Source organism: Arthrobacter antibioticus, assembly GCF_030063205.1.
GTDB lineage: Bacteria > Actinomycetota > Actinomycetes > Actinomycetales > Micrococcaceae > Specibacter.
This window is the reverse complement of the sequence record NZ_JASISQ010000004.1, coordinates 149,128-167,243: the sequence shown is the minus strand read 5'-3', so window position 1 is coordinate 167,243 and position 18,116 is coordinate 149,128. Positions and strand designations below refer to the sequence as shown.

General features: G+C 56.1%; 23 protein-coding genes. 12 read left to right on the top strand and 11 right to left on the bottom strand.

Going from position 1 to position 18,116, the window contains the following annotated elements:
* Positions 1-119: 119 nt before the first annotated feature.
* A complete protein-coding gene (locus QMG40_RS10615) occupies positions 120-752 on the bottom strand; it encodes a hypothetical protein (RefSeq protein WP_283531022.1) in 633 nt (210 codons plus the stop codon).
* Positions 753-1,432: 680 nt separating this feature from the next.
* The gene (locus QMG40_RS10610) at positions 1,433-1,564 is read right to left on the bottom strand and encodes a hypothetical protein (protein WP_283531021.1); all 132 of its coding nucleotides are present in this window, start codon (positions 1,562-1,564) and stop codon (positions 1,433-1,435) included.
* A gap of 49 nt (positions 1,565-1,613) precedes the next feature.
* On the opposite strand from QMG40_RS10610, the gene QMG40_RS10605 reads away from it, so the two are divergent.
* The 3 genes from QMG40_RS10605 to QMG40_RS10595 all read left to right on the top strand — a co-directional run bounded on the left by QMG40_RS10605 (position 1,614) and on the right by QMG40_RS10595 (position 2,737).
* Positions 1,614-2,132 (top strand): type IV toxin-antitoxin system AbiEi family antitoxin domain-containing protein, encoded by a 519-nt coding sequence (locus tag QMG40_RS10605; RefSeq protein WP_283531020.1) that lies wholly within the window; start codon positions 1,614-1,616, stop codon positions 2,130-2,132.
* A 20-nt stretch (positions 2,133-2,152) separates the two neighbouring features.
* Entirely contained in the window at positions 2,153-2,332 is a 180-nt protein-coding gene (locus QMG40_RS10600) for a hypothetical protein (RefSeq protein WP_283531019.1), read from the top strand.
* Positions 2,333-2,494: 162 nt separating this feature from the next.
* Positions 2,495-2,737: a hypothetical protein gene (locus QMG40_RS10595; RefSeq protein WP_283531018.1), complete on the top strand. Its 243-nt coding sequence runs from the start codon at positions 2,495-2,497 to the stop codon at positions 2,735-2,737.
* Between the two features lie 191 nt (positions 2,738-2,928).
* Here the strand turns inward: QMG40_RS10595 and QMG40_RS10590 are convergent, their stop codons facing one another.
* A complete protein-coding gene (locus QMG40_RS10590; protein ID WP_283531017.1) occupies positions 2,929-3,147 on the bottom strand; it encodes a hypothetical protein in 219 nt (72 codons plus the stop codon).
* 67 nt (positions 3,148-3,214) lie between these two features.
* On the opposite strand from QMG40_RS10590, the gene QMG40_RS10585 reads away from it, so the two are divergent.
* A complete protein-coding gene (locus QMG40_RS10585) occupies positions 3,215-3,877 on the top strand; it encodes a DUF3841 domain-containing protein (RefSeq protein ID WP_283531016.1) in 663 nt (220 codons plus the stop codon).
* A 387-nt stretch (positions 3,878-4,264) separates the two neighbouring features.
* Here QMG40_RS10585 and QMG40_RS10580 read toward each other — a convergent pair whose 3' ends face one another.
* The 5 genes from QMG40_RS10580 to QMG40_RS10560 all read right to left on the bottom strand — a co-directional run bounded on the left by QMG40_RS10580 (position 4,265) and on the right by QMG40_RS10560 (position 7,429).
* Positions 4,265-4,501 carry a hypothetical protein gene (locus tag QMG40_RS10580; RefSeq protein ID WP_283531015.1) on the bottom strand — a complete coding sequence of 79 codons (237 nt, stop codon included), beginning with the start codon at positions 4,499-4,501 and terminating at the stop codon, positions 4,265-4,267.
* Between the two features lie 78 nt (positions 4,502-4,579).
* Entirely contained in the window at positions 4,580-4,834 is a 255-nt protein-coding gene (locus QMG40_RS10575) for a hypothetical protein (protein ID WP_283531014.1), read from the bottom strand.
* Positions 4,835-5,390: 556 nt separating this feature from the next.
* On the bottom strand, positions 5,391-6,158 hold the full coding sequence (locus tag QMG40_RS10570; RefSeq protein WP_283531013.1) for an SCO1664 family protein: 768 nt from the start codon (positions 6,156-6,158) through the stop codon (positions 5,391-5,393).
* Complete coding sequence (locus QMG40_RS10565) at positions 6,158-6,712, bottom strand: DUF3090 domain-containing protein (protein WP_283531012.1); 555 nt, start codon at positions 6,710-6,712, stop codon at positions 6,158-6,160. The genes QMG40_RS10570 and QMG40_RS10565 overlap by 1 nt, the downstream gene beginning before the upstream one ends.
* Before the next feature lie 24 nt (positions 6,713-6,736).
* Positions 6,737-7,429, bottom strand: a complete 693-nt coding sequence (locus QMG40_RS10560) for a histidine phosphatase family protein (RefSeq protein ID WP_283531011.1) — start codon at positions 7,427-7,429, stop codon at positions 6,737-6,739.
* 169 nt (positions 7,430-7,598) lie between these two features.
* Between QMG40_RS10560 and QMG40_RS10555 the strand changes: the two genes are divergently transcribed.
* Entirely contained in the window at positions 7,599-7,988 is a 390-nt protein-coding gene (locus tag QMG40_RS10555) for a RidA family protein (RefSeq protein ID WP_283531010.1), read from the top strand.
* Between the two features lie 77 nt (positions 7,989-8,065).
* On the opposite strand, the gene QMG40_RS10550 is transcribed toward QMG40_RS10555, so the two are convergent.
* Positions 8,066-8,689 (bottom strand): hypothetical protein, encoded by a 624-nt coding sequence (locus QMG40_RS10550; protein WP_283531009.1) that lies wholly within the window; start codon positions 8,687-8,689, stop codon positions 8,066-8,068.
* A gap of 407 nt (positions 8,690-9,096) precedes the next feature.
* On the opposite strand from QMG40_RS10550, the gene QMG40_RS10545 reads away from it, so the two are divergent.
* Positions 9,097-10,353: a flavin monoamine oxidase family protein gene (locus QMG40_RS10545; protein WP_283531008.1), complete on the top strand. Its 1,257-nt coding sequence runs from the start codon at positions 9,097-9,099 to the stop codon at positions 10,351-10,353.
* 17 nt (positions 10,354-10,370) lie between these two features.
* On the opposite strand, the gene QMG40_RS10540 is transcribed toward QMG40_RS10545, so the two are convergent.
* Positions 10,371-11,072, bottom strand: a complete 702-nt coding sequence (locus QMG40_RS10540; RefSeq protein ID WP_283531007.1) for a YqjF family protein — start codon at positions 11,070-11,072, stop codon at positions 10,371-10,373.
* 314 nt (positions 11,073-11,386) lie between these two features.
* Between QMG40_RS10540 and QMG40_RS10535 the strand changes: the two genes are divergently transcribed.
* Genes QMG40_RS10535 through QMG40_RS10525 form a run of 3 tightly spaced genes read left to right on the top strand, consistent with a single transcriptional unit; the run spans position 11,387 to position 13,675 of the window.
* Positions 11,387-12,196, top strand: coding sequence for a glycosyltransferase family 2 protein (locus tag QMG40_RS10535; RefSeq protein WP_283531006.1), 810 nt, complete (start codon positions 11,387-11,389; stop codon positions 12,194-12,196).
* A complete protein-coding gene (locus QMG40_RS10530) occupies positions 12,186-13,070 on the top strand; it encodes an endonuclease/exonuclease/phosphatase family protein (protein ID WP_283531005.1) in 885 nt (294 codons plus the stop codon). The genes QMG40_RS10535 and QMG40_RS10530 overlap by 11 nt, the downstream gene beginning before the upstream one ends.
* On the top strand, positions 13,067-13,675 hold the full coding sequence (locus tag QMG40_RS10525; RefSeq protein ID WP_283531004.1) for a hypothetical protein: 609 nt from the start codon (positions 13,067-13,069) through the stop codon (positions 13,673-13,675). The genes QMG40_RS10530 and QMG40_RS10525 overlap by 4 nt, the downstream gene beginning before the upstream one ends.
* Here the strand turns inward: QMG40_RS10525 and QMG40_RS10520 are convergent.
* Positions 13,672-14,067 (bottom strand): VOC family protein, encoded by a 396-nt coding sequence (locus QMG40_RS10520; protein WP_283531003.1) that lies wholly within the window; start codon positions 14,065-14,067, stop codon positions 13,672-13,674. The two genes, QMG40_RS10525 and QMG40_RS10520, sit on opposite strands and share 4 nt — an antisense overlap.
* 223 nt (positions 14,068-14,290) lie before the next feature.
* On the opposite strand from QMG40_RS10520, the gene QMG40_RS10515 reads away from it, so the two are divergent.
* The 3 genes from QMG40_RS10515 to QMG40_RS10505 all read left to right on the top strand — a co-directional run bounded on the left by QMG40_RS10515 (position 14,291) and on the right by QMG40_RS10505 (position 17,828).
* The gene (locus QMG40_RS10515) at positions 14,291-16,111 is read left to right on the top strand and encodes an ABC transporter substrate-binding protein (RefSeq protein ID WP_283531002.1); all 1,821 of its coding nucleotides are present in this window, start codon (positions 14,291-14,293) and stop codon (positions 16,109-16,111) included.
* A 131-nt stretch (positions 16,112-16,242) separates the two neighbouring features.
* A complete protein-coding gene (locus tag QMG40_RS10510; RefSeq protein WP_283531001.1) occupies positions 16,243-17,112 on the top strand; it encodes a WXG100 family type VII secretion target in 870 nt (289 codons plus the stop codon).
* Between the two features lie 65 nt (positions 17,113-17,177).
* Entirely contained in the window at positions 17,178-17,828 is a 651-nt protein-coding gene (locus QMG40_RS10505) for a hypothetical protein (RefSeq protein ID WP_283531000.1), read from the top strand.
* The last annotated feature ends 288 nt before the right edge of the window (positions 17,829-18,116 follow it).

Genomic DNA, 18,116 nt, shown 5'->3' with positions numbered 1-18,116 from the left:
CTTTCGGCATCGCGATTCGAACGGACAGTGGCCTCGTGACAACTCGGCACAGTGAAACCGTAGCCTGAGGCTAGGTGGCTAAGGCGACGTGGTGGGGGCGGTGGCTAGCCCCAAGCTACTCAGTACAGGGCCGTTGTCCAGTCGTTGGAGCCATCCCTGGCAGCAACGCCTTCGTCGGACCAGGCGTTGCCGGCAAAATACAGCTGATTCCGAGTCGGAACAGCTTCGGACTCAGCGAACTCACGGTAATACAGGGTGAGGGAGGCGCCCGGGTTCGTTGACGGAATTTCCAAGACAACTTTTGCTCCGCGGCGGGAGATCGACACCGGTGCCCCGGCAGGGTTTTGGAAGTTCACAGCAGAGCCTCCGCAATGTGGCGACGCTTCAGCAGCAACAATGGCAGCAGGATTATAGTGCAGGCGTTCCAGCAGCCAGTAGTTCTTATCCAGCTTGGTAAGGGACCACGGCTCTTCACGGCCTACCTGCTTCCAGTCGTTGATGGCCACTTGTAGGGACTCCTGTGAAGTCCTGTGGCTTTGCTCGGCCACAATTCTGCTCTGCTCTGCGACGAGCTTGCTCTCCCTCGACACCTTGAATGTCATCCAGGCGATGAGCAAGGTCACAACGGCAATCACCGTGGGCAGTGCGCCCGAGATGAAATGCACGGACGTGTCCAAGAATGCGATCACAGCATTTTTGGTCTCCTGTGTCACCAAGAGGTGGGCGAGCGACATGGGCAGTAGAAAATGCATGGATAGTCCTGGTTCAGGTAGGGGTTTGAGCTGCTGGAATCCAAACCTCATTTTAGGTGGTCGGGGACGTCGAACAGAACCGCGCGCGACGTGATGGCACAGGTTGCCAAATCAATAGGAAACTGGATTGCTGGTAGTGCAGGATCAGTCGGAGGAGGCGTTGCGGCGGACTCCGGCGGAGTCTACATGGGACAAGCAACCGCAGCAGGAACTGTGCTTAGGCCATTCCGGAGTCGGACACTTACCGGGTCGGGATGAACATCAGGCGTTCGCAACCGACTAGTGGTAAAAAGGTGTTGTTGGTGCGATTTTCGGAAAACGGCGCGGTAGGGCGCGGCGTTGCTGAGCGTTTTGAGCCAACAAGGTGTGAAAAAAACAGAAATCAGATGAGTTGGCGGCCGGAGGAGGGAAGGTTGCTGAGGGCGAATCGGCGGCCCAAAGGTTATTCGATTATTGAACGTGGTGGAGTTCCGCTTCAACGTCTGAGCCGCTGGACTGCTTTGTGAGACGCCCTGGATGCTTCGAGCATCCAGGGCGTCTTAGTCCGCTAGTGTGGCCTAAGATGGGTGGCAAATCATTGGTTTATCTGACACCGTGTGGCCTTGAAATGGTGCATCCTGCTGACGCTGGGCTCATAGGTATTGCTTAAGCCAATCAAACGTGATCGGATAGTCAGCACCTCACGATTCCACGACTTCCTCGGCTTCGTCCCAAGTGTTTTCAGCACCGTCAAAGAACTTCTGGTTGTGGCACTTATACTTGACGGCGCTGTCCTCTCCAAGCTTGTATTCCTTAGTTTTATAGATCGTCATGAAAAGCGCTGGCTCGTCACAACACTACCGATTTCGGTTTAGTTGTAACATGGTTGCAGGCGCGAAGTACCGAGACATCGTGCGTGAGCTAGCGCTCGATCATTACGGGTATGTCAGCACAAAAGAAGCTATCGAGGCAGGCGTTCCCGCGGTTGAGCTCCCCAAACTGGCCGCTAGGGGCGGTTTGGAGAATGTCGCTTACGGACTGTACCGCGTGCCGGACGTCCCACCCACCCGTTATGACCAGTTTGCTGAGGCTCTCCTGCGTGTAGGTGAGGGTGCATACCTCCATGGGGAATCGGTGCTGGCCTTCTTCGGGCTCGCCGATGTCAACCCTCGCCGGATCAAAGTGGCCGTTCCGCGACGCGCGCGGCCGAAGCTGCCCTCATTCGTTGAACTGACACAGGTGAGAGGGGGCGCACCTAGGACTGTCTATGAGGGACTTGCCGCGCAACGCGTTGCCGATGCTCTCCTTGAGTGTCCTGGGCGTGTCGAGACTGAACGCCTAGTGAATGCCACTAAAGAGGCGCGGGCGGAAGGGTTGTTAACTACCACCGAATGGCAGTGAGTGAAAAAAGGACTCAAGAAGTGACGTACACGGACACGCGGACGAATATGCACTCCTTAGAGCGACGAATCCGCACCATCGAAGGTGACGACGGGTTGGCCCAACGGCGTAGGATCTGCATGGCCTTGGTCGTCGTTGGCCAGCCGCTCCCCGGGGGAGTAATCAAGGATGGTAGCGCTATGGCGCTGCGTGATGGGTAGGGGACGCGGTTTACCAAGGACCTCGACGCCGCACGGAACCAGACACTGGCTCAATTCCACAGCGATTTCTAGGCTGCCTTGGAGGAAGGTTAGGCTGGGTTCACCGGGCGATTGGTAGAGAAAGCCGCACCTCGACCGCCAGCCGTTCCCACGGTGTACGTCATGCAACCCTTCGACGCGAAGCTCGACTATCGAGGCAGACAGTGGTGCACAGTAAGGTTCGAGCTTGGTCATACCGAGATCGGCGACGCTAACGAACCCGAGCTCGATGACAAGGAGGAACTTCTCGCCGTCGCTGGGATGCTGATCCCGCTAAAGGGCGAGATCATAGACAAGACGTACGATTCGTACCCGGCAAGTGAGTCCCCAGAGTTTTCGATCCAGTCGAACAAGCGGGTCTCGTAGTCAGACGTGTTCCGCGCGTGTTCGATTCGCTCCGCCTTTCGTTTGCCTTTATTCGACAGCGGCTGAGCAGGTTCCCACCCAGCGAACTCACGGCCACGGACGATAGGGGAATTTCCGGCTCGACTTTGCTCCCGTCGGTGCAGTGTCTCACCGCCGTTGGATGATCCCAGCCTCGGCTTATTCGATGTTGATCACCGGTAGCCCGGCCTTGTGTGGTCGGAAAGCACTGTACTTCCACCGGCCCACCGCACCCCGCAGGTGGGGCACGCGATGTACCAGTTGTCGGTGGCGGAGGACTCGATCATGCGGCCCACGTTCTCACCACTGGACGGGCACCAGGCTTTCATGTCCTCTTCTTTCTGGAGGATCGCTTCTTCTATTTTTACGATGTCCAAATTATCTTTGCTCATGACGGTAACTCTAGTCGGAAGCACCGACAAGCAAGGGTTGTCGGTGCGGTACGGCAGAATAGTGCTCATGCCACCGTTTCCGATTCGATCCGCTGCGCCAGAGACGGCTGTACCTCCGGGCAGGCTCGCCCATGACCTGCACGCTGACGTTTTACTCCTGCACACGATCCAGACGCGTGCCGCGTTCGAGGAACTGTTGACAACAGAGGTGTTGTGGCCGGACTCGGCTCTGGCGGATCCGTTCTTGTCAGAGGCGTATGGTTGGATGGGCCGGATGATGGCAGCGCAGTTGCCCACGTCTGGTGATGCTGCGCTGTGGTTGTGGGCAAAGATTCGACGGGTCGATCTGGTCGCAGACTGTCGTCGTGCTCGGAGCCAGGTCCTGCTGACCTGCAGGATTCCTCGGGAAAGGGTCCTTCTGTCGCACTTCGATGAATGGCATTCCGTGCTCAACTCGACTCTGGCGATCCCGAAGTGGCCAGGAGAGCCAGAAGACGAGTTCGATAAGCGTTGGGATCAGATTTACGACGGCTTCCATGCGCGTCTCAAGGCCGCCGGCGTGGTCAACACTCCGATCAGTCAGTGGCCCGCAGCCTTGGTTGAGGAGGCCGAGCAGTCCTGGGGGTGCATCTTCGACAGTACGAATTTTGGCACAAGAGACTACTGGCAGGCCACGGTGCACCGACTGCACGCCGCGGACGTAATCGACGCCGTCAGGATCATCGATTAGCTAGAGCATAAATTGGGCGGATCGCTCATTTCTCGTCTGGGCCGTTGATGCCACAGCCGTGGCTGCCGGCTCGTGCGGTACGCTCGGCAGATGCCTATGCTTAGGCGTCGACGAGTACATCGATTTGTACAACCACCGACGACTCCACGGAGAAATCGGATAGATCCCGCCAGTCGAAGAAGAAGCCAACTACAACTCAAATCTACCTGCCCTCAAAACGCTGGAACGGGTCTAATAAACCCTCCACCAATCCCGGGGCTTGACACAAGCTTTGGTGTCGGTGCTTCGCCACCCGAGCTAATCTCGGGGCTTTCGGTATCGCGATTCGAACAGACAGTGGCTCCGTGACAAATTGGCAGGGTGAAACCTTAGTCTGAGGCTAGGCGGCTAAGGCGACGTGGTGGGGCGGTGGCAGAAGCCCCAAGCTGCGCAGTACTGGGCCGTCGTCCAGTCGTTGCCGGCAAAGTACAGCTGATTCCATGTCGGAACAGCTTCGGTCTCAGCGAACTCACGGTAATACAGGGTGAGGGAGGCGCCCGGGTTCGTTGACGGAATTTCCAGGACAACTTTTGCTCCGCTGCGGGAGATTGACACCGGTGCCCCGGCAGGGTTTTGGAAGTTCACAGGAGAGCCTCTGAAAAGTGGCGACGCTTCAGCCGCAGCAACAATGGCAGCAGGGCTATAGTGCAGGTGTTCCAGGGGTCAGTTGTTCTTATCTAGCTTGGTAAGGGACCACGGCTCTTCACGGCCCACCTGCTTCCAGCCGTTGCTGGCCACTTGTAGGGACTCCTGTGACGTCCTGTGGCCTTGCTCGGCCACAATTCTGCTCTCCTTCGACACCTTGAATGTCATCCAGGCGATGATCAAGGTCACAACGGCAATCACCATGGACAGTAGAAAGGACATGGATGGTTCTGGTTCAGGTACGGGCTTGAGCTGCTGGAATCCAAAGCTCACTTTAGGTGGCCGGGAACGTCGAACGGAACCGCGCGCGACGTAATGGCACAGGTTGCCAAATCAATCTGAAACTGGATTGCTGGTACTGGCGGATCAGTTGGAGGAGTCGTTGCGGCGGAGTCTACGTGGGACGAGCGGCAGGAACTGTGCTTAGGCCGTTCCGGAGTCGGACGCTTACCGGGTCGGGATGAACATCGGGTGTTCACAGCGGACTAGCGGTAAAAAGTGTTATTGGTGCGATTTTCGGAAAATGGAGTTGTAGGATGCGGCGTGGCTGAGCGTTTTGAGCCGACGTCGTGCGGAGAACAGAAATCAGATGAGTTGGAGGCCGGAGGATAGAAGGTTGCTGAGAGTGAACCGGCGGCCCAAAGATTATTCGATTACGGAACGTGGTGGAGTTCCGCTTCAACGTCTGAGCCGCTGGACTGCCTGAAACTTGTACCGCTGACCGCTAAGAACACGTGTTCTTAGCGGTCAGACACCTATTGCCACGGGCTGACCGGTAGAGAGGGTGACTCAACGGGGCGCAGTCTGGGAAGCCAGGACCGTCATTCCCTTAGAAAAGCGGCCAAGGAACCGCTGACATCTCACCGCTTGGAGCCGGAAACTGCCCTGCCAAGCGCAACCGGGCGCAACGCGCGGCTAGTGACGCGATTTCTTCGGCGCTGAGTAAGTCCGTCAAATTTCGCCCCAGCTCACCGTGAAGTCCTTGGCTGACACGATCTATGCCGTCGAGTTCCTTAGCGCTTAGATCCTCTCCCACCCATCCCCACAGAACCGTGCGCAGCTTGTGGTCACGGTGAAAGGTGAGGCCGTGGTCCACACCGTGCCGGAGTCCGTCAGCCATCGAAAGTATGTGATCGCCTTTGCGGTCGGCGTTGTTGATGATGATGTCCAGCACCGCCATACGTCGCAGCGCTGGTGAGTCTTCGTGAACGAGCGCAACCATCTGCCCGTTCTCGCCGCGTCCCTCGAGAACGTATTTCCAGCCTGTCTCCGGCACAAGGTCCGTTGCGATAAGGTCGACGGCGTTTTGGGCGGGGTCTTGCTCCTGCCAGAGTTGCACCATGCCTTCGCCCAGTGGACCATCGCGCAGCCAAGTATGCGGCACCACGTCGCCGCCGAAGACCTGCGAGACTAGATATGCGGCCACCTCCCGATGAGCCAGACTTCCGTGCGGAAAATCCCACAGCGGATTTTCCCCAGCTATCGGCTTGTAGACCACCACCACATCGCCGATGCTGCCCAGGAATGTAGCGTTTGAAGCCGTTGTGATCCGTCCGGTGAGAGTCAGCTCAGAGGTCGCTAGGTTTGGCGCTGCCATCAGGCCTCGGGAGGGGGACAGAGGTGCCCGTCGGCGTCCATTGGGTACCCGCAGAGTGGGCACGTGGGACGCCCTGCGCCCACTATCTCATGGGTGCGCATAGCGAAGGCGCGGGCGGTACCGACCGGCATGCGCACCAGCAGCATTTCTGGCTCGTTGGCGGCGTCTTCTACAAGCCATTCGTCGTTGTCATCAGCATCGACAGTGGTGATGGGGTGGGCTTCAATGACAACCTGGGCTGTGGTGGGGTCCCACCCTAAGCTCATGGCCCCGGTGCGAAACTGCTCATCGACGGCTTCGAGTTGGTCATTGTCAACAAGTTCAATGGGAGTGCTCGTGGGAACACTGAAGGGGTTACCCTCCAAAGTGATGAGCTGATCAAGAATTTCCTCGATCTTCTCTGCGAGCAGAGCGGCCTGCTGCTTCTCGAGGGCAATACTGAGAATCTGCTTCCCTGCGCGCACCTGCAGATAAAAGGTACGTGTTCCCGGAACGCCAATGGTGCCAACGACGACCCGATCCGGCCAGTCAAACTCGTGGATATGTGTAGACATATGTGTAGTCTAGGCACATTTGCTTCACGGCGCCTTTTGACCTGCACCGCCACCCACCGGCGCATCACCACCCAGAATTTTGTTTGAAAGCCACGATAGATCGCCTGCTGTGGTGTTCGTTGCGTAGACGCTCGGCCGATCAACGCCGTAATGCACGATCGATACAGAGGCAGGGCCAACGTTAATCCGCTGGAACAGGTCAAGGTGCATGCCGAACGCATCGGCGAGGATTGACTTGATGATGTCACCATGACTGACAACAACCCATACGGCCTCCGGCCCGTACTCGGCTTCGAAGGCTGCATCATGGCGTCGAATTGCTGCCACAGACCGAGCCTGCATCCCGGCCATCGATTCACCCCCGGGAAAGACGACGGCGGACGGTTGCGACTGCACCACCGGCCACAGATCCTCGGTCGCGAGATCACGCAATGTGCGGCCCTGCCATTGGCCGTAGTCGCACTCGATGAGAGCCGGATCGATCAGCGTATTCGGCTTGCCAGCTTGGCGATCGAGGATGAGCTGAGTTGTCTGCTGGCAACGCTCAAGAGGGCTTGAAACAACCCCGACTAGGGGCACGGCCGCGAGCCGTTCTCCTGTCAAAGCCGCTTGGTCGCGCCCGACCTGGTCCAGATCGACGCCCTCCGTCCGGCCAGCCAGCAGTCCGGTGGCATTGGCTGTGGTGCGGCCGTGCCGCACAAGAATTACTGTTGTCATCTAACCAGCCTAGCCACAAGGGCGTCGCGCGGTTCGTGCTGGCACAATTCGCGCTGGCGTAATATGAGCAGTTGATCCCATTCATTAGCTGTTAACGCGTATATCTCAACTTTAAACAACATTTGGGTGGGTTTGTTTTAGGTAAAAAGGTAGGTTCTAGATTATGCAAATGAAGCGTAATTCTATTCATGCTCCCGGAGCGCCAGCCGCTGTGGGACCGTACTCCCATGCAGTTCGCCACGGAGGCCTGCTGTTCCTCTCCGGCCAAACTCCGATTGACCCGCAAACGGGAGAGATTGTGACCGGTGGGATCGAAGTACAGACTCGGCAGGTGTTTGCCAATCTGGGGACAGTGCTAGCAGCTGCGGACTTGAACTTCGACGCGGTGCTGAAGGTCAACGTGTACCTGACCACCCTCGATGACTTCAGCGCTATGAACGCGATCTACGGTGAAGTTTTCTCCGAACCGTATCCGGCAAGAACAACGATCGCGGCGGCAGGTCTGCCGCTTGGGGCGGCTGTGGAGATCGAACTTGTGGCCAGGGATTCCCGGCCGTGATATCCGAGTAAAACTACCCTAGTTGGGAGCACTCAGGAGCAGGTGCGTGCCACACGCACTGGTTCACATTGAGCGTCTCACTGCTTCCACTCAGGGCTGTACTTGGAGTTCTCGCTTGAACTTTTCGTAACTTCCATGTGGGGGCTTACCGAGAAGATTTCGTAGATGTCGGAGCGGGAGTTCGTCAGGGCCCATTCGATCAGCCGGCTCCAATCCACGGATCCCGCAGGCATATCCAGTTTTTTGCCCTGGATGTCACGCAATGTGATGGTAGTTACTTGAGTCAGTTTGCTAGTCACAACCGATTCAATATCTCCATAGTTCATTGTCCCCTTGACGACAAGGTATTTGCAGTAGCTCAGCCCTTCAGAGCCCAGGGTCAGGCGGGTGGAATTTTTAAGCCACAGGAAGAGTCCCACAAGCAGAAACACAACACCGATGACAGCCTGGGCCACGAAGTCATCCGTAATCGGGGAACCGGCTGATAACGCAACCATGATCTGTGTAATACCGATTGGGAGCAAAATTGCGCCAACAAAGACAGTGAAGACACCAGTGATTCTAAGTAGCAACGGCGGACGGTAGGTTCCCTGCTCACGTTCACGCTGGTGCCGGCGTCTGACGAACAGCCATGTCACGGTCGTGATACCCCCAATGAGGAGGAAAGGCAGGGAGATAGCAAAAATCGCGTCTAGTGTCACCCTGCTCAAGCTAGCCGGGAGCCTGCACACAGCGCAAATCTAGGAACTAAGCCGATGGGACGGTTTTGGTGCGCGCTATTTTTGAGAGTTGCGTGAGAGTGATTCCCATAAGAGCGAGCACCACGGCGAGTGTCATCCAGATCCATGTGCTGATACGCGAAGGCGAAGGTCGGAGCAACTTTTCGAACCCGCGGTATAGGTACCCAACGTAGAACATCACGATTGCCGAAAGCAACAATGGAATCGCGGCAATGTAAAACAACAGAGGCATACGCTAAAGATACTTCTAGCGACTAGTGATTCGAGAATGCCAGCACCATTCGCGTGCAGATGGAACAAGTATTTCGGGGAACTACCTACCGAAACCCCGGCCAACGCTAGACTGAAGCGAAACTGGACGGAGCCCCATGGAAGCCGATGTCATCGTCATTGGAGCAGGACTAGCTGGTCTGCAATGCGCACGTAGGGCACAACGCAACGGTCACAAGGTCATAGTTCTTGAGGCTGGAAGTGCCGTTGGTGGCCGGGTTCAGACTGATCAGATCGATGGATTTCTGTGTGATAGGGGGTTTCAGCTGCTAAATCCGGCATACCCTGCGGTACGCCAATGGATCAATGTGCCAGCACTGAAACTCCAGAAATTTGGTGTTGGCGTTGTGGTTCGAGTCGGTGAAAAGACCACCACCCTTGCTCATCCGATCTACCATCCCACACACGCTCTTGCCACACTGCGCAGCGAGCTCACCTCAATATCTGAACTAGTTAACCTCACTCGATGGTTTGTGCCGACCCTGTTGCGTCCCTCAATTGCCTACCGCTCCTGGCGCGATCAAACACTTAGTGCCTCACTAGACGGCGCGGGCGTTACCGGACCACTAAGGCGTGATGTACTTGATACTTTTCTCGCTGGAGTGCTTGCTGATAGCTCAGGAGAGACCTCCGCGAACTACTCACGAGTGCTGATGCGCTTCTTTGCCCTTGGTACTCCCGGTCTTCCGCGTCAAGGGATGAAGGCCCTACCAGAACAGATGGCTTCTTCGCTCCAGAATTCCGTTCTATTGAACTGCGCAGCCAGGGAACTGCAGGAGATACCAGACGGCATTCAAGTCAGGACAGACAACGGGATAATCCGTGCACGAGTTGCCGTTCTGGCAGTTGGCCCTCAGGATGTCCCTAAGTTCACAAATTTGTCTGCGACTCTCACCCGTGGGCTAACCACTTGGTGGTTCCGAGCGCCGGATCGACCGCGAAAAAGCCCGTTCTTGATGTTGGATGCGAGCCGCCCAGGTGGCGGTCCTGCTGGACCGATCTGGCACACCGCCGTGGTCTCCGATGCTGCACCCTCTTACGCGCCCGCCGGTGAGCATCTCATCGAGGCAACAACTTTGCTGGATCGTCCTGACGGCCTCGCCTCCGAAGCCGACGTCCGGCGTGACCTTGAACGCCTTTACCAGACCTCCACCAAGGATTGGGAGATCCTGCGCCACGATGTGGTGCCACACGCACTTCCACGGCATCCGCCACCATTTCAAAACAACAGTCCAATCTGGGCGGGGGAGAGGACTCTTGTGACAGGGGACCACCGCAGCGCAGGATCCATTCAAGGTGCACTGACTTCCGGAGACTGTGCCGGACAAACCGTAACGGACTACTTGCGCCGTTGATCGCCAGGACTAACGGACTAACGGACTCTATTGCGTTGCTGCGGAGAAGCGAACACAGTTGTCACTTCCGTGGCATAAAGCACGGAATCGGGGGCCCGATCAGCTAGCCCTTTGAAACCTGCTGCGGCCAGGAGTCCATCGTCAAGGTGCACAAGCTTGGCGTGCTGGAGTGGCCAGGGCTGGTGATGGTTCCGGCAGTAGATGGTATGGCCCAAGTGCCTCTCATGGAACCCCCACCGCGACGTCAAAAAGATTGATACCGGGTCAAGGGCGATTGCAGCATTTGCTGCTACATCGTGACTTGGCTGCACGATCATGTGTGATGAGGCGTCGGGTTGGCCATGGCGTCGTGTCAAGTAGGCAACCATGCCATCGCGTTGTTCCAATTTCATTGCCGCCCACTGATACTTCAGACCGAACGCCATTCGAGCTATGAGCACCGGGATCACGTGTGATGCTTCAAGGCTGAGAAAAACAACCCCTCGATGGCCGAGCTCGTCGATCGAGTACAAACGAACGTTCACTTCAGGAAAGTTCCCAAGCCACGGAATACTCGGACTGCCAAAGAATGAACTCTTTGACATTTGGAACCCGATAAGCCCCACCCACGTACTTCCATCGATCACATCAGGAGTGCATCCTGCGGGCATATAATCTTGGACCAGTTTTGGATCAACTTTCCAATGCAAAAAGCTGACATCACTCCACCGCTGTCGCAAAATGGCGGTGCTACCTAGAGGAGGGGGACACCGGTCAATTGCATATGGATAGGACTCCAATTTAGGCCTCCAGCTGCCAAGTAGTTGTACTAACTCCGTTTTGGAGCTTAGTGCTCAGGGCGATGCGCCGCTGTATCACTGTCAGTACTAGGATAACGGTGGCCTGCCCTTATTCCAGCTCAGTTTAAGCACAGAAAGCTTGCCATTCCTCCCGATTTATTGGTGAGCCATCTATTGATGAACCGCAGTTCGCTGTGCCATACCGTGGGCGAGCAGCTAATCTAGGATGAGCAGAGCGCCGGACAGGAGCCAACATGCACACTGAGAATCAAAGCATGCCCGCAAGTCCGCTGCGAGCCGTGGTTTCAGTGGTCATCCCTGTTAAGAATGACAGCGCTGTTCTAGGCAGATGCTTGCGAGCACTAGGGGCGCAAACCAGGCCTGCTGATGAGATAATCGTGGTGGACAATGGCTCATCAGATGACTCGGTCCGTACGGCTGAGGTTGCCGGGGCGACCGTGATTTACTGTCCTGAGCCCGGCATACCTGCGGCAAGTTCACGGGGCTACGACTTTGCAACCGGTGACCTGATCTTCCGGCTGGACGCGGATTGTGTGCCACCCGAATCATGGATCGCCAGCAGTGTGAATTACTTCGCACATCACACTGATGTCTCGGCCCTCACCGGTCCCGCCAGATTCATCGACGGTCCGGCCGCTATGAGAGCGCCGCTGTCTGCGATTTATCTTTCTATCTACACCCTAATGACGGCCCCAGCTTTAGGACACCGGCCCCTGTTTGGATCCAATTTCGCAATGCGTCGTGAGGTTTGGCAGTCGGTTCGAACATCCGTGCATCGTGACGACCCCGAATTACACGACGACCTTGATCTTTCGTTCCACATCGGTGAGCGTCACCACGTTCAGTACCTTAAGTCTGAGGCGATGGGTATGTCCATGCGTCCGTTCAGGAGTATGAGCTCGTTCCGCCGACGTACCTACCGTGGCTTTCGCACCGTAACGGTCCATTGGCCCAGGGACTTTCCGCCCCATCGTTGGTTCAGGATAGTTACGCTTCAGTGCCGGAGCCTGCTGGCCTCACTGGGGCTAACCCATGAACACTGAGAATTCCCAGGTCGGTCCCCCGGAGCTGCCACCCTCACGCAGGAGCAACCTCGTTGGATACGTGGAGGCGCCGTCGCTGCACGTTATGAGTTGGAATGTTCGACGACGGATCCGTCACCTGATTCCTCGGCCCGCGGATCGATGGGACCGCCGAGCGCCTGCACTGAAAGCATTACTGAGTGCTGAACGCCCTACGCTCTTGGGTGTGCAGGAGGCGCTTGCGGATCAAGCGCAGTTCGTTGGCGATTCTTTGGGGGCCAACTATGCATGGGTTGGTCGGGGGAGAAATGCTGACGGTAGGGGTGAGGGATGTCCAATATATTTTGACACGCAAAGACTCGATTTAATCGACTGGAAACAGACCGCGCTTTCTGATCGGCCAACACGACCCGGTTCAGTATCGTGGGGTAACGTCATCCCACGAATCCTGGTGTCGGCTGCGTTCGTGGATCGTGCGAGCGCCCGACGCTTCATGGTCTTTAATACTCATCTTGATCACCTGTCCGGTCATTCACGTTTGCGGTCCGTTCAAGCCATTCGTCGGATCATTGCCGACAGCGAGTTGCCCGCGGTACTGACAGGGGACATGAACGCACCAGCTGGTAGCAGTGTGTTGTGTGACCTGTTTCACGATGATCTGGTGGTGGAAACATGGGTGAACGCGCATAGTCGTGAAACTGAGGAATGGGGTACTTTTGCCAACTACAAAGCTCCCCGCAGCGGCGGCAAACGCATCGACTGGATTTTTGCCTCACCAGTTTTCCGTGTAGAGCGTGTGGCAATCAACCCACAGCAATATAAAGGAGCGTGGGCATCAGATCACCTACCTGTTCAAACGGTGCTTGCGCTCCCCGAGCACAATAACAGCCCGTGATAGAGAACTTTCTCCGCGCGGCATGTGGCCCAGTGGAGCTCGGCGCAGACGTTCTGCGGGCAGTGGGAACAGTGAGCGTAGTCTTAGCCGCAATATTCTTTGACCTCACCGATGCAGCCATAGTTGCGTTTGCGTTGCCGGGACTTTATTTTCCACGATTTGTCGGGATGCGGGCGTGGGCGGACCTGCTATTTGCGGGAACGGTACTTATTGCTGCGTGGAGCAACGTTTTTGATCTCTACACAAAAATTAGCTGGTGGGACCTGGCAGTGCATTTCGTGTGTACCGGCGTTGTTGCAGCGGGGGCTTATCTTGTGCTGGCAAACCTGCAGATGGTTCCTCTACTGCGGGGAGGAAGAAACTCGAGAACGTCGGGGGTCATCCTCACATTAACCATAGGACTCGCTTTGAGTGCCGTCTGGGAGATGGTGGAATGGCTGGGCCGTGCCTACATTAGCGATGAAATCTACACCGCTTACGGGGACACAATCGCCGATATGGCACTCGGTGGGTTGGGTTCTCTCACCGCCGGATTTGCCATCGCTTTTTTGCCATTATTGCGCACAGATCAGCCAGGAAACGGCAAGGTAGCTAAGGCGCCCTAGGTGTTGCTGGGGGTGTGAGCAGAAGAAGCGTGAGTGCTGAGCACGCAAAATTCGTTGCCTTCCGGATCTGCCAACACTACCCACGACACCTCACTTCCCTGACCCACCTCAACCCTGGTGGCACCCAGCGCTTCCAGGCGCGCTACTTCGGCAGGCTGATCATCCGAGCGTAGATCAAGATGGAAGCGATTCTTTATAGACTTTCGCTCTGGTACCCGGAGGAATAAGAGGTCTGGAATAACTCCAGCCTCGGGACTGTCGGCAGGGGGCTGCAAGGCGACTTCATCGCCGTCGTCCTCGGTAATCCGCCAACCCAACGCTTCAGCCCAGAACCGTGCGATCTCAGACGGTGAGATGGAGTCAATGGAGTAGGTCTCGATTCGAATTGCCATGGCGCCATTGTGCCACCTCTATGGCTGTCCTGAACAGAGTCCTCACGGGCACGGTTGATGAACATGAATCGCGGATAGTGCAATCGGAGAAGAAACATTACCAGGAGCCGAACGGGTGGCTGCGGTACTGTATCTTGCAGGACTATTCCCGGGTGGGCATGGCGTGAAAGTTATCGCCGAATGAATCTCGGATGAACATTGAAACGAAGAATTTGGAGGTGGAATGCGGCCCGGACGCATTTCCAAAGTACTGGCCATGGCCGCGGCGCTGGCTCTCACCCTGGCGGCATGCACAAGCACGCCGCCACCACCCAACGAATCCACAACGTCGCCAACCGCTACCCCCGGCGGAAACGTCACTGTTCTCGAGAGTGCGCCATTCACCTCATTTAACGCCAGCAGCGTCACAGGCAGCACTTCAACCAACACTCGGATCGAAGCAGCCACTCACTCAGGATTCAATCATGTGGGCACTGACCTGAAAATTGTGAAGAATGAAAAGTTTGGTAAATACGAGAAGATCAAGGACCAGCCACTGACGATTAAATACACCATCAACAGTGGCGTTCAGTGGTCTGATGGGGCGCCCGTCACCGCAGATGACTTGTTCTTGGAGTGGGCTGCGGAATCGGGCTATTTCAATGATGCAACCTTGGATGAGAATTTCGCCGTCACAACAGGCACAGCATATTTCCACACAGCCGGAGATAACACGGGCCTTGCTCAGACCGAAGTCCCCGTTATCGGTGACGATGGGATGTCCTTGACACTGACATACACCACTCCTTTTTCTGATTGGGAAACCGCACTGGGGACAACTGTGAGTGTTCCGGCCCATGTTGTGGCCATCCGTTCGGGGCTTGCGGATGCTCCGGCACTGAGCGCTCTGATGCAACTTTTATCTAAAGGCGATGCAGCCAACCCCGGGCCTGCCAACCCAACTCTGCGTAAGGTTGCCGATTTTTGGAACACAGGCTTCGACACCAAAAGTATGCCCGACCCTTCGTTGGCTCTCTCCAATGGCCCCTACCTGGTGAAGGCAATCACCGCGCAGAAGGAATTAGTTCTTACTCCCAACGCAGATTACACGTGGGGAGAAGAGCCCAAACTTGATACCTTGACTGTGCACTATGAAAGTGATCCGGCGAATCAACTGGGGGCACTCGAGGCGCAGACAGCCGACATTATTTCACCAGCGGTGACGAGCGAACGGCTGGACACTTTGGCCGGATTAAAATCTGCCGGCGTCAAGATCCAACAGGGCCAGGGACTGGGCTTTGACCAAGTGGTGCTTAACTTCCAAGGAGTCCTCTCTCCTCCAGATTTTAGGACGGCCTTCCTGCATACAGTTCCCCGACAAGAGATCCTGGAACTGGTGGCTAAGCCGCTGAATGCAGATGCACAACTATTGAACTCGTTTTTGTTCCATCCGGGGCATGTTCCTTACAAGGAATCTGTGGCTAGTAGTGGCATCAATGCCTTTGCACAGGCCACGCCGGAGACTCCCGGAGCCGTCAATCCTGGGATGGAAAAGGCTAAGGAACTGCTCGACGGCGCCCGGCCCACGGTGCGGATACTGTACAACAAAGATGACCCCACCCGGCTCCAGGAATATTCACTCATTGCGGCCGCAGCCGCAGAGGCAGGCTTTACAGTTACGGACGCCGGCAGGAACGCCGGGGAGTGGCTGGCGGCGCTGAAGGACGGTGCCTTTGATGTGGCGCTCTACGGCTGGATCAGGAATTCCACGGGCTCAGTTCAAGTGCCTCAAATTTTCCGGACGGGAGCAGCCTCCAACCTCAATCACTTCTCAGATACTGTGGTTGACCAGCTCACCGCGCAACTAGCAGCGGAGCCGGATGAAGCCAAACAAAACGCGTTGAAAATGCAGATTGACAAGCTTGTCATTGAAGCGGGCTATGGGTTGCCGCTGTTCCAGCGCACAACTCTGAGCGCCAGCGGTAAGCATGTTGCAGGGGTGGAATACTCGCCCTTGGAGATTGGTCCATGGGCCAGTGTTTCCAAGTGGTCATATGTCAAGTAGGCACCTGCCGGCGCGGGGACATGTACCCATCGCGGTGGCGTTGTATCGAAGCTAGTCTCTATCAAAGATGATGCACCGCAATGGGCCTTCCCGCCTTTGTCAGCTGTGCGCCGCATTGAAGGGAACTTGCTGTGACTGAAGGAATGATCGGTGCAAATCCAGCCCAGATGAGAGAGCTGGCAAAATCCATGAGTCTCTCGGGGCAGGCGTTGGAGAAGGTGGCAGTCTCTTTGCAATCCGCTGTTACTCAATCACGCTGGCACGGTCCGGATAGTGAACGCTTTCGCCAACAATGGATCTCGCGTCTGCGACCTACCCTTCGCACCGCCTGTGCGGGACTTGAGGATGCTTCCAAACTCTTGTTGGTTCAGGCAACGGAGCAAGAAAAAGCCAGTGCGGTTGACGGCGGTCGTTTGCGGGGCGGGACTGGTGGTGAGCAACGGACGTTGGACTATGTATTCAATGATCCGAACTACCGCCCTGCTCCCGGCGGGATTGAGTATCTTCTTGAAAAGATCTTTGCTGCAGACGGCTCCAATATTGCTTTGCAAGCAGCTGTAATAAAACTCCTCGGGGACAACTTCCTCTGGGTCGCAGACAACCTGACTGTGCTGAAGATCTTCAAAATTTTTGGCATGACAGGCACAGTAGTTGGTGGAATCATAGGCATACTGGACATAGCCTCTGGAATTGAAAATCAGGATCCGTTCCGCGTAGCAGACGGCTATATTGCCATGGCCTTGGCTTATACGACCATTGTGCTGGCAGCATCAGGATATGGAACCGTTGGGGCTCCCATCGTGAGCGCCATAGGAAACGTATGGGGACTTGCATCCTTGATTTCAGGCGATAAACCAGTCACTAAACGCGTGTGGGATTATTATGCCGGCCAGATGGAGTGGGTCGCCAACACCGTTTCTCCCTTCCTTGGAGATTTTATAGACCAACACAGTGAGAGGCCCAGCTTCGGAACACCCAATCCGCGCTGGATGTCTGCGTAGCTCGAAGCCCCAGTAGCTCGAAGCCCCAGTAGCTAGAAGCTAAAGAAGCCAATGAAAAGGAACCCATGAACATCTCAGATCTTCCCGAGAGCGCCTACCGCATCACCAGCCACGAAATTCTTGCTTTGATGTCTTTCAACGCGGGAGCAGAAATCGATCAGAGTCGCAAGGTTCTGAACTTGGCTGAAATTCCCGAGGACAGTGACCTGATCCGCGCAGGAATGGGAACTCTGAACATCAGGGATTCCCTCCAGCGAGATGGCGAAGAGATCATTTTGCAAGGTGATGCCGAAGTCATCGCCAGGATCCTCGCCAGTGCACATACCTGGTACCAGGTGATTCGGGTCGGTCCCCAGTCGGCACTTCCCACCTACGTCGTGGAGGCGGTAGGGGCGCGGGCGGCAATTTTTCTGCAGCCCATGAGTGAATACGTCTGCCTACCCTTGCTTGAAGACGCTGACCTTCTGGAGTTTGTTGAACAAGTTGTTGATGGTGCCGTTGCGGATGCAGCCACGGCCGGTGAAGGGGTAATTGTTGCCCAGTGCTGGAAGCTTGGGGCCGAGCCTGTTGTTGCCAATATTAAAGTGAATACTGACGGCACTCATCAACTCGCCGCGTTGCCGCTCACCGATGACGGCCAGCTCACCGTCTCGGAGATACCCGCAGATCAGCGACCCGGCGAAGTGGTGCGCGGAAAGTTTGCCCGGCTTCCATAACGGATGAACTTCAAAGCTCTTCTTCTCTCACCGAAGTCCATGAAGTAAGACGGCGGTGGGTGAGTTTCATCACGAAACTTACCCACCGCCGTCGTTCTATAAGTGCTAAAAACCGGGGCCAGGCGGACATTGGAGGAAGGAAGAAGTGCCCAGATGGCAAAAATTAGGCCAATTATGGGATAAAGTGGGGAGGCCGTATTTGTCAGTACGACTAGAATGGTGTTATCTGCCGATTCTCCACGGCCAATTATCAATGTGACTTTCTGCTTTAGCCCTTCCGGGCCTGCA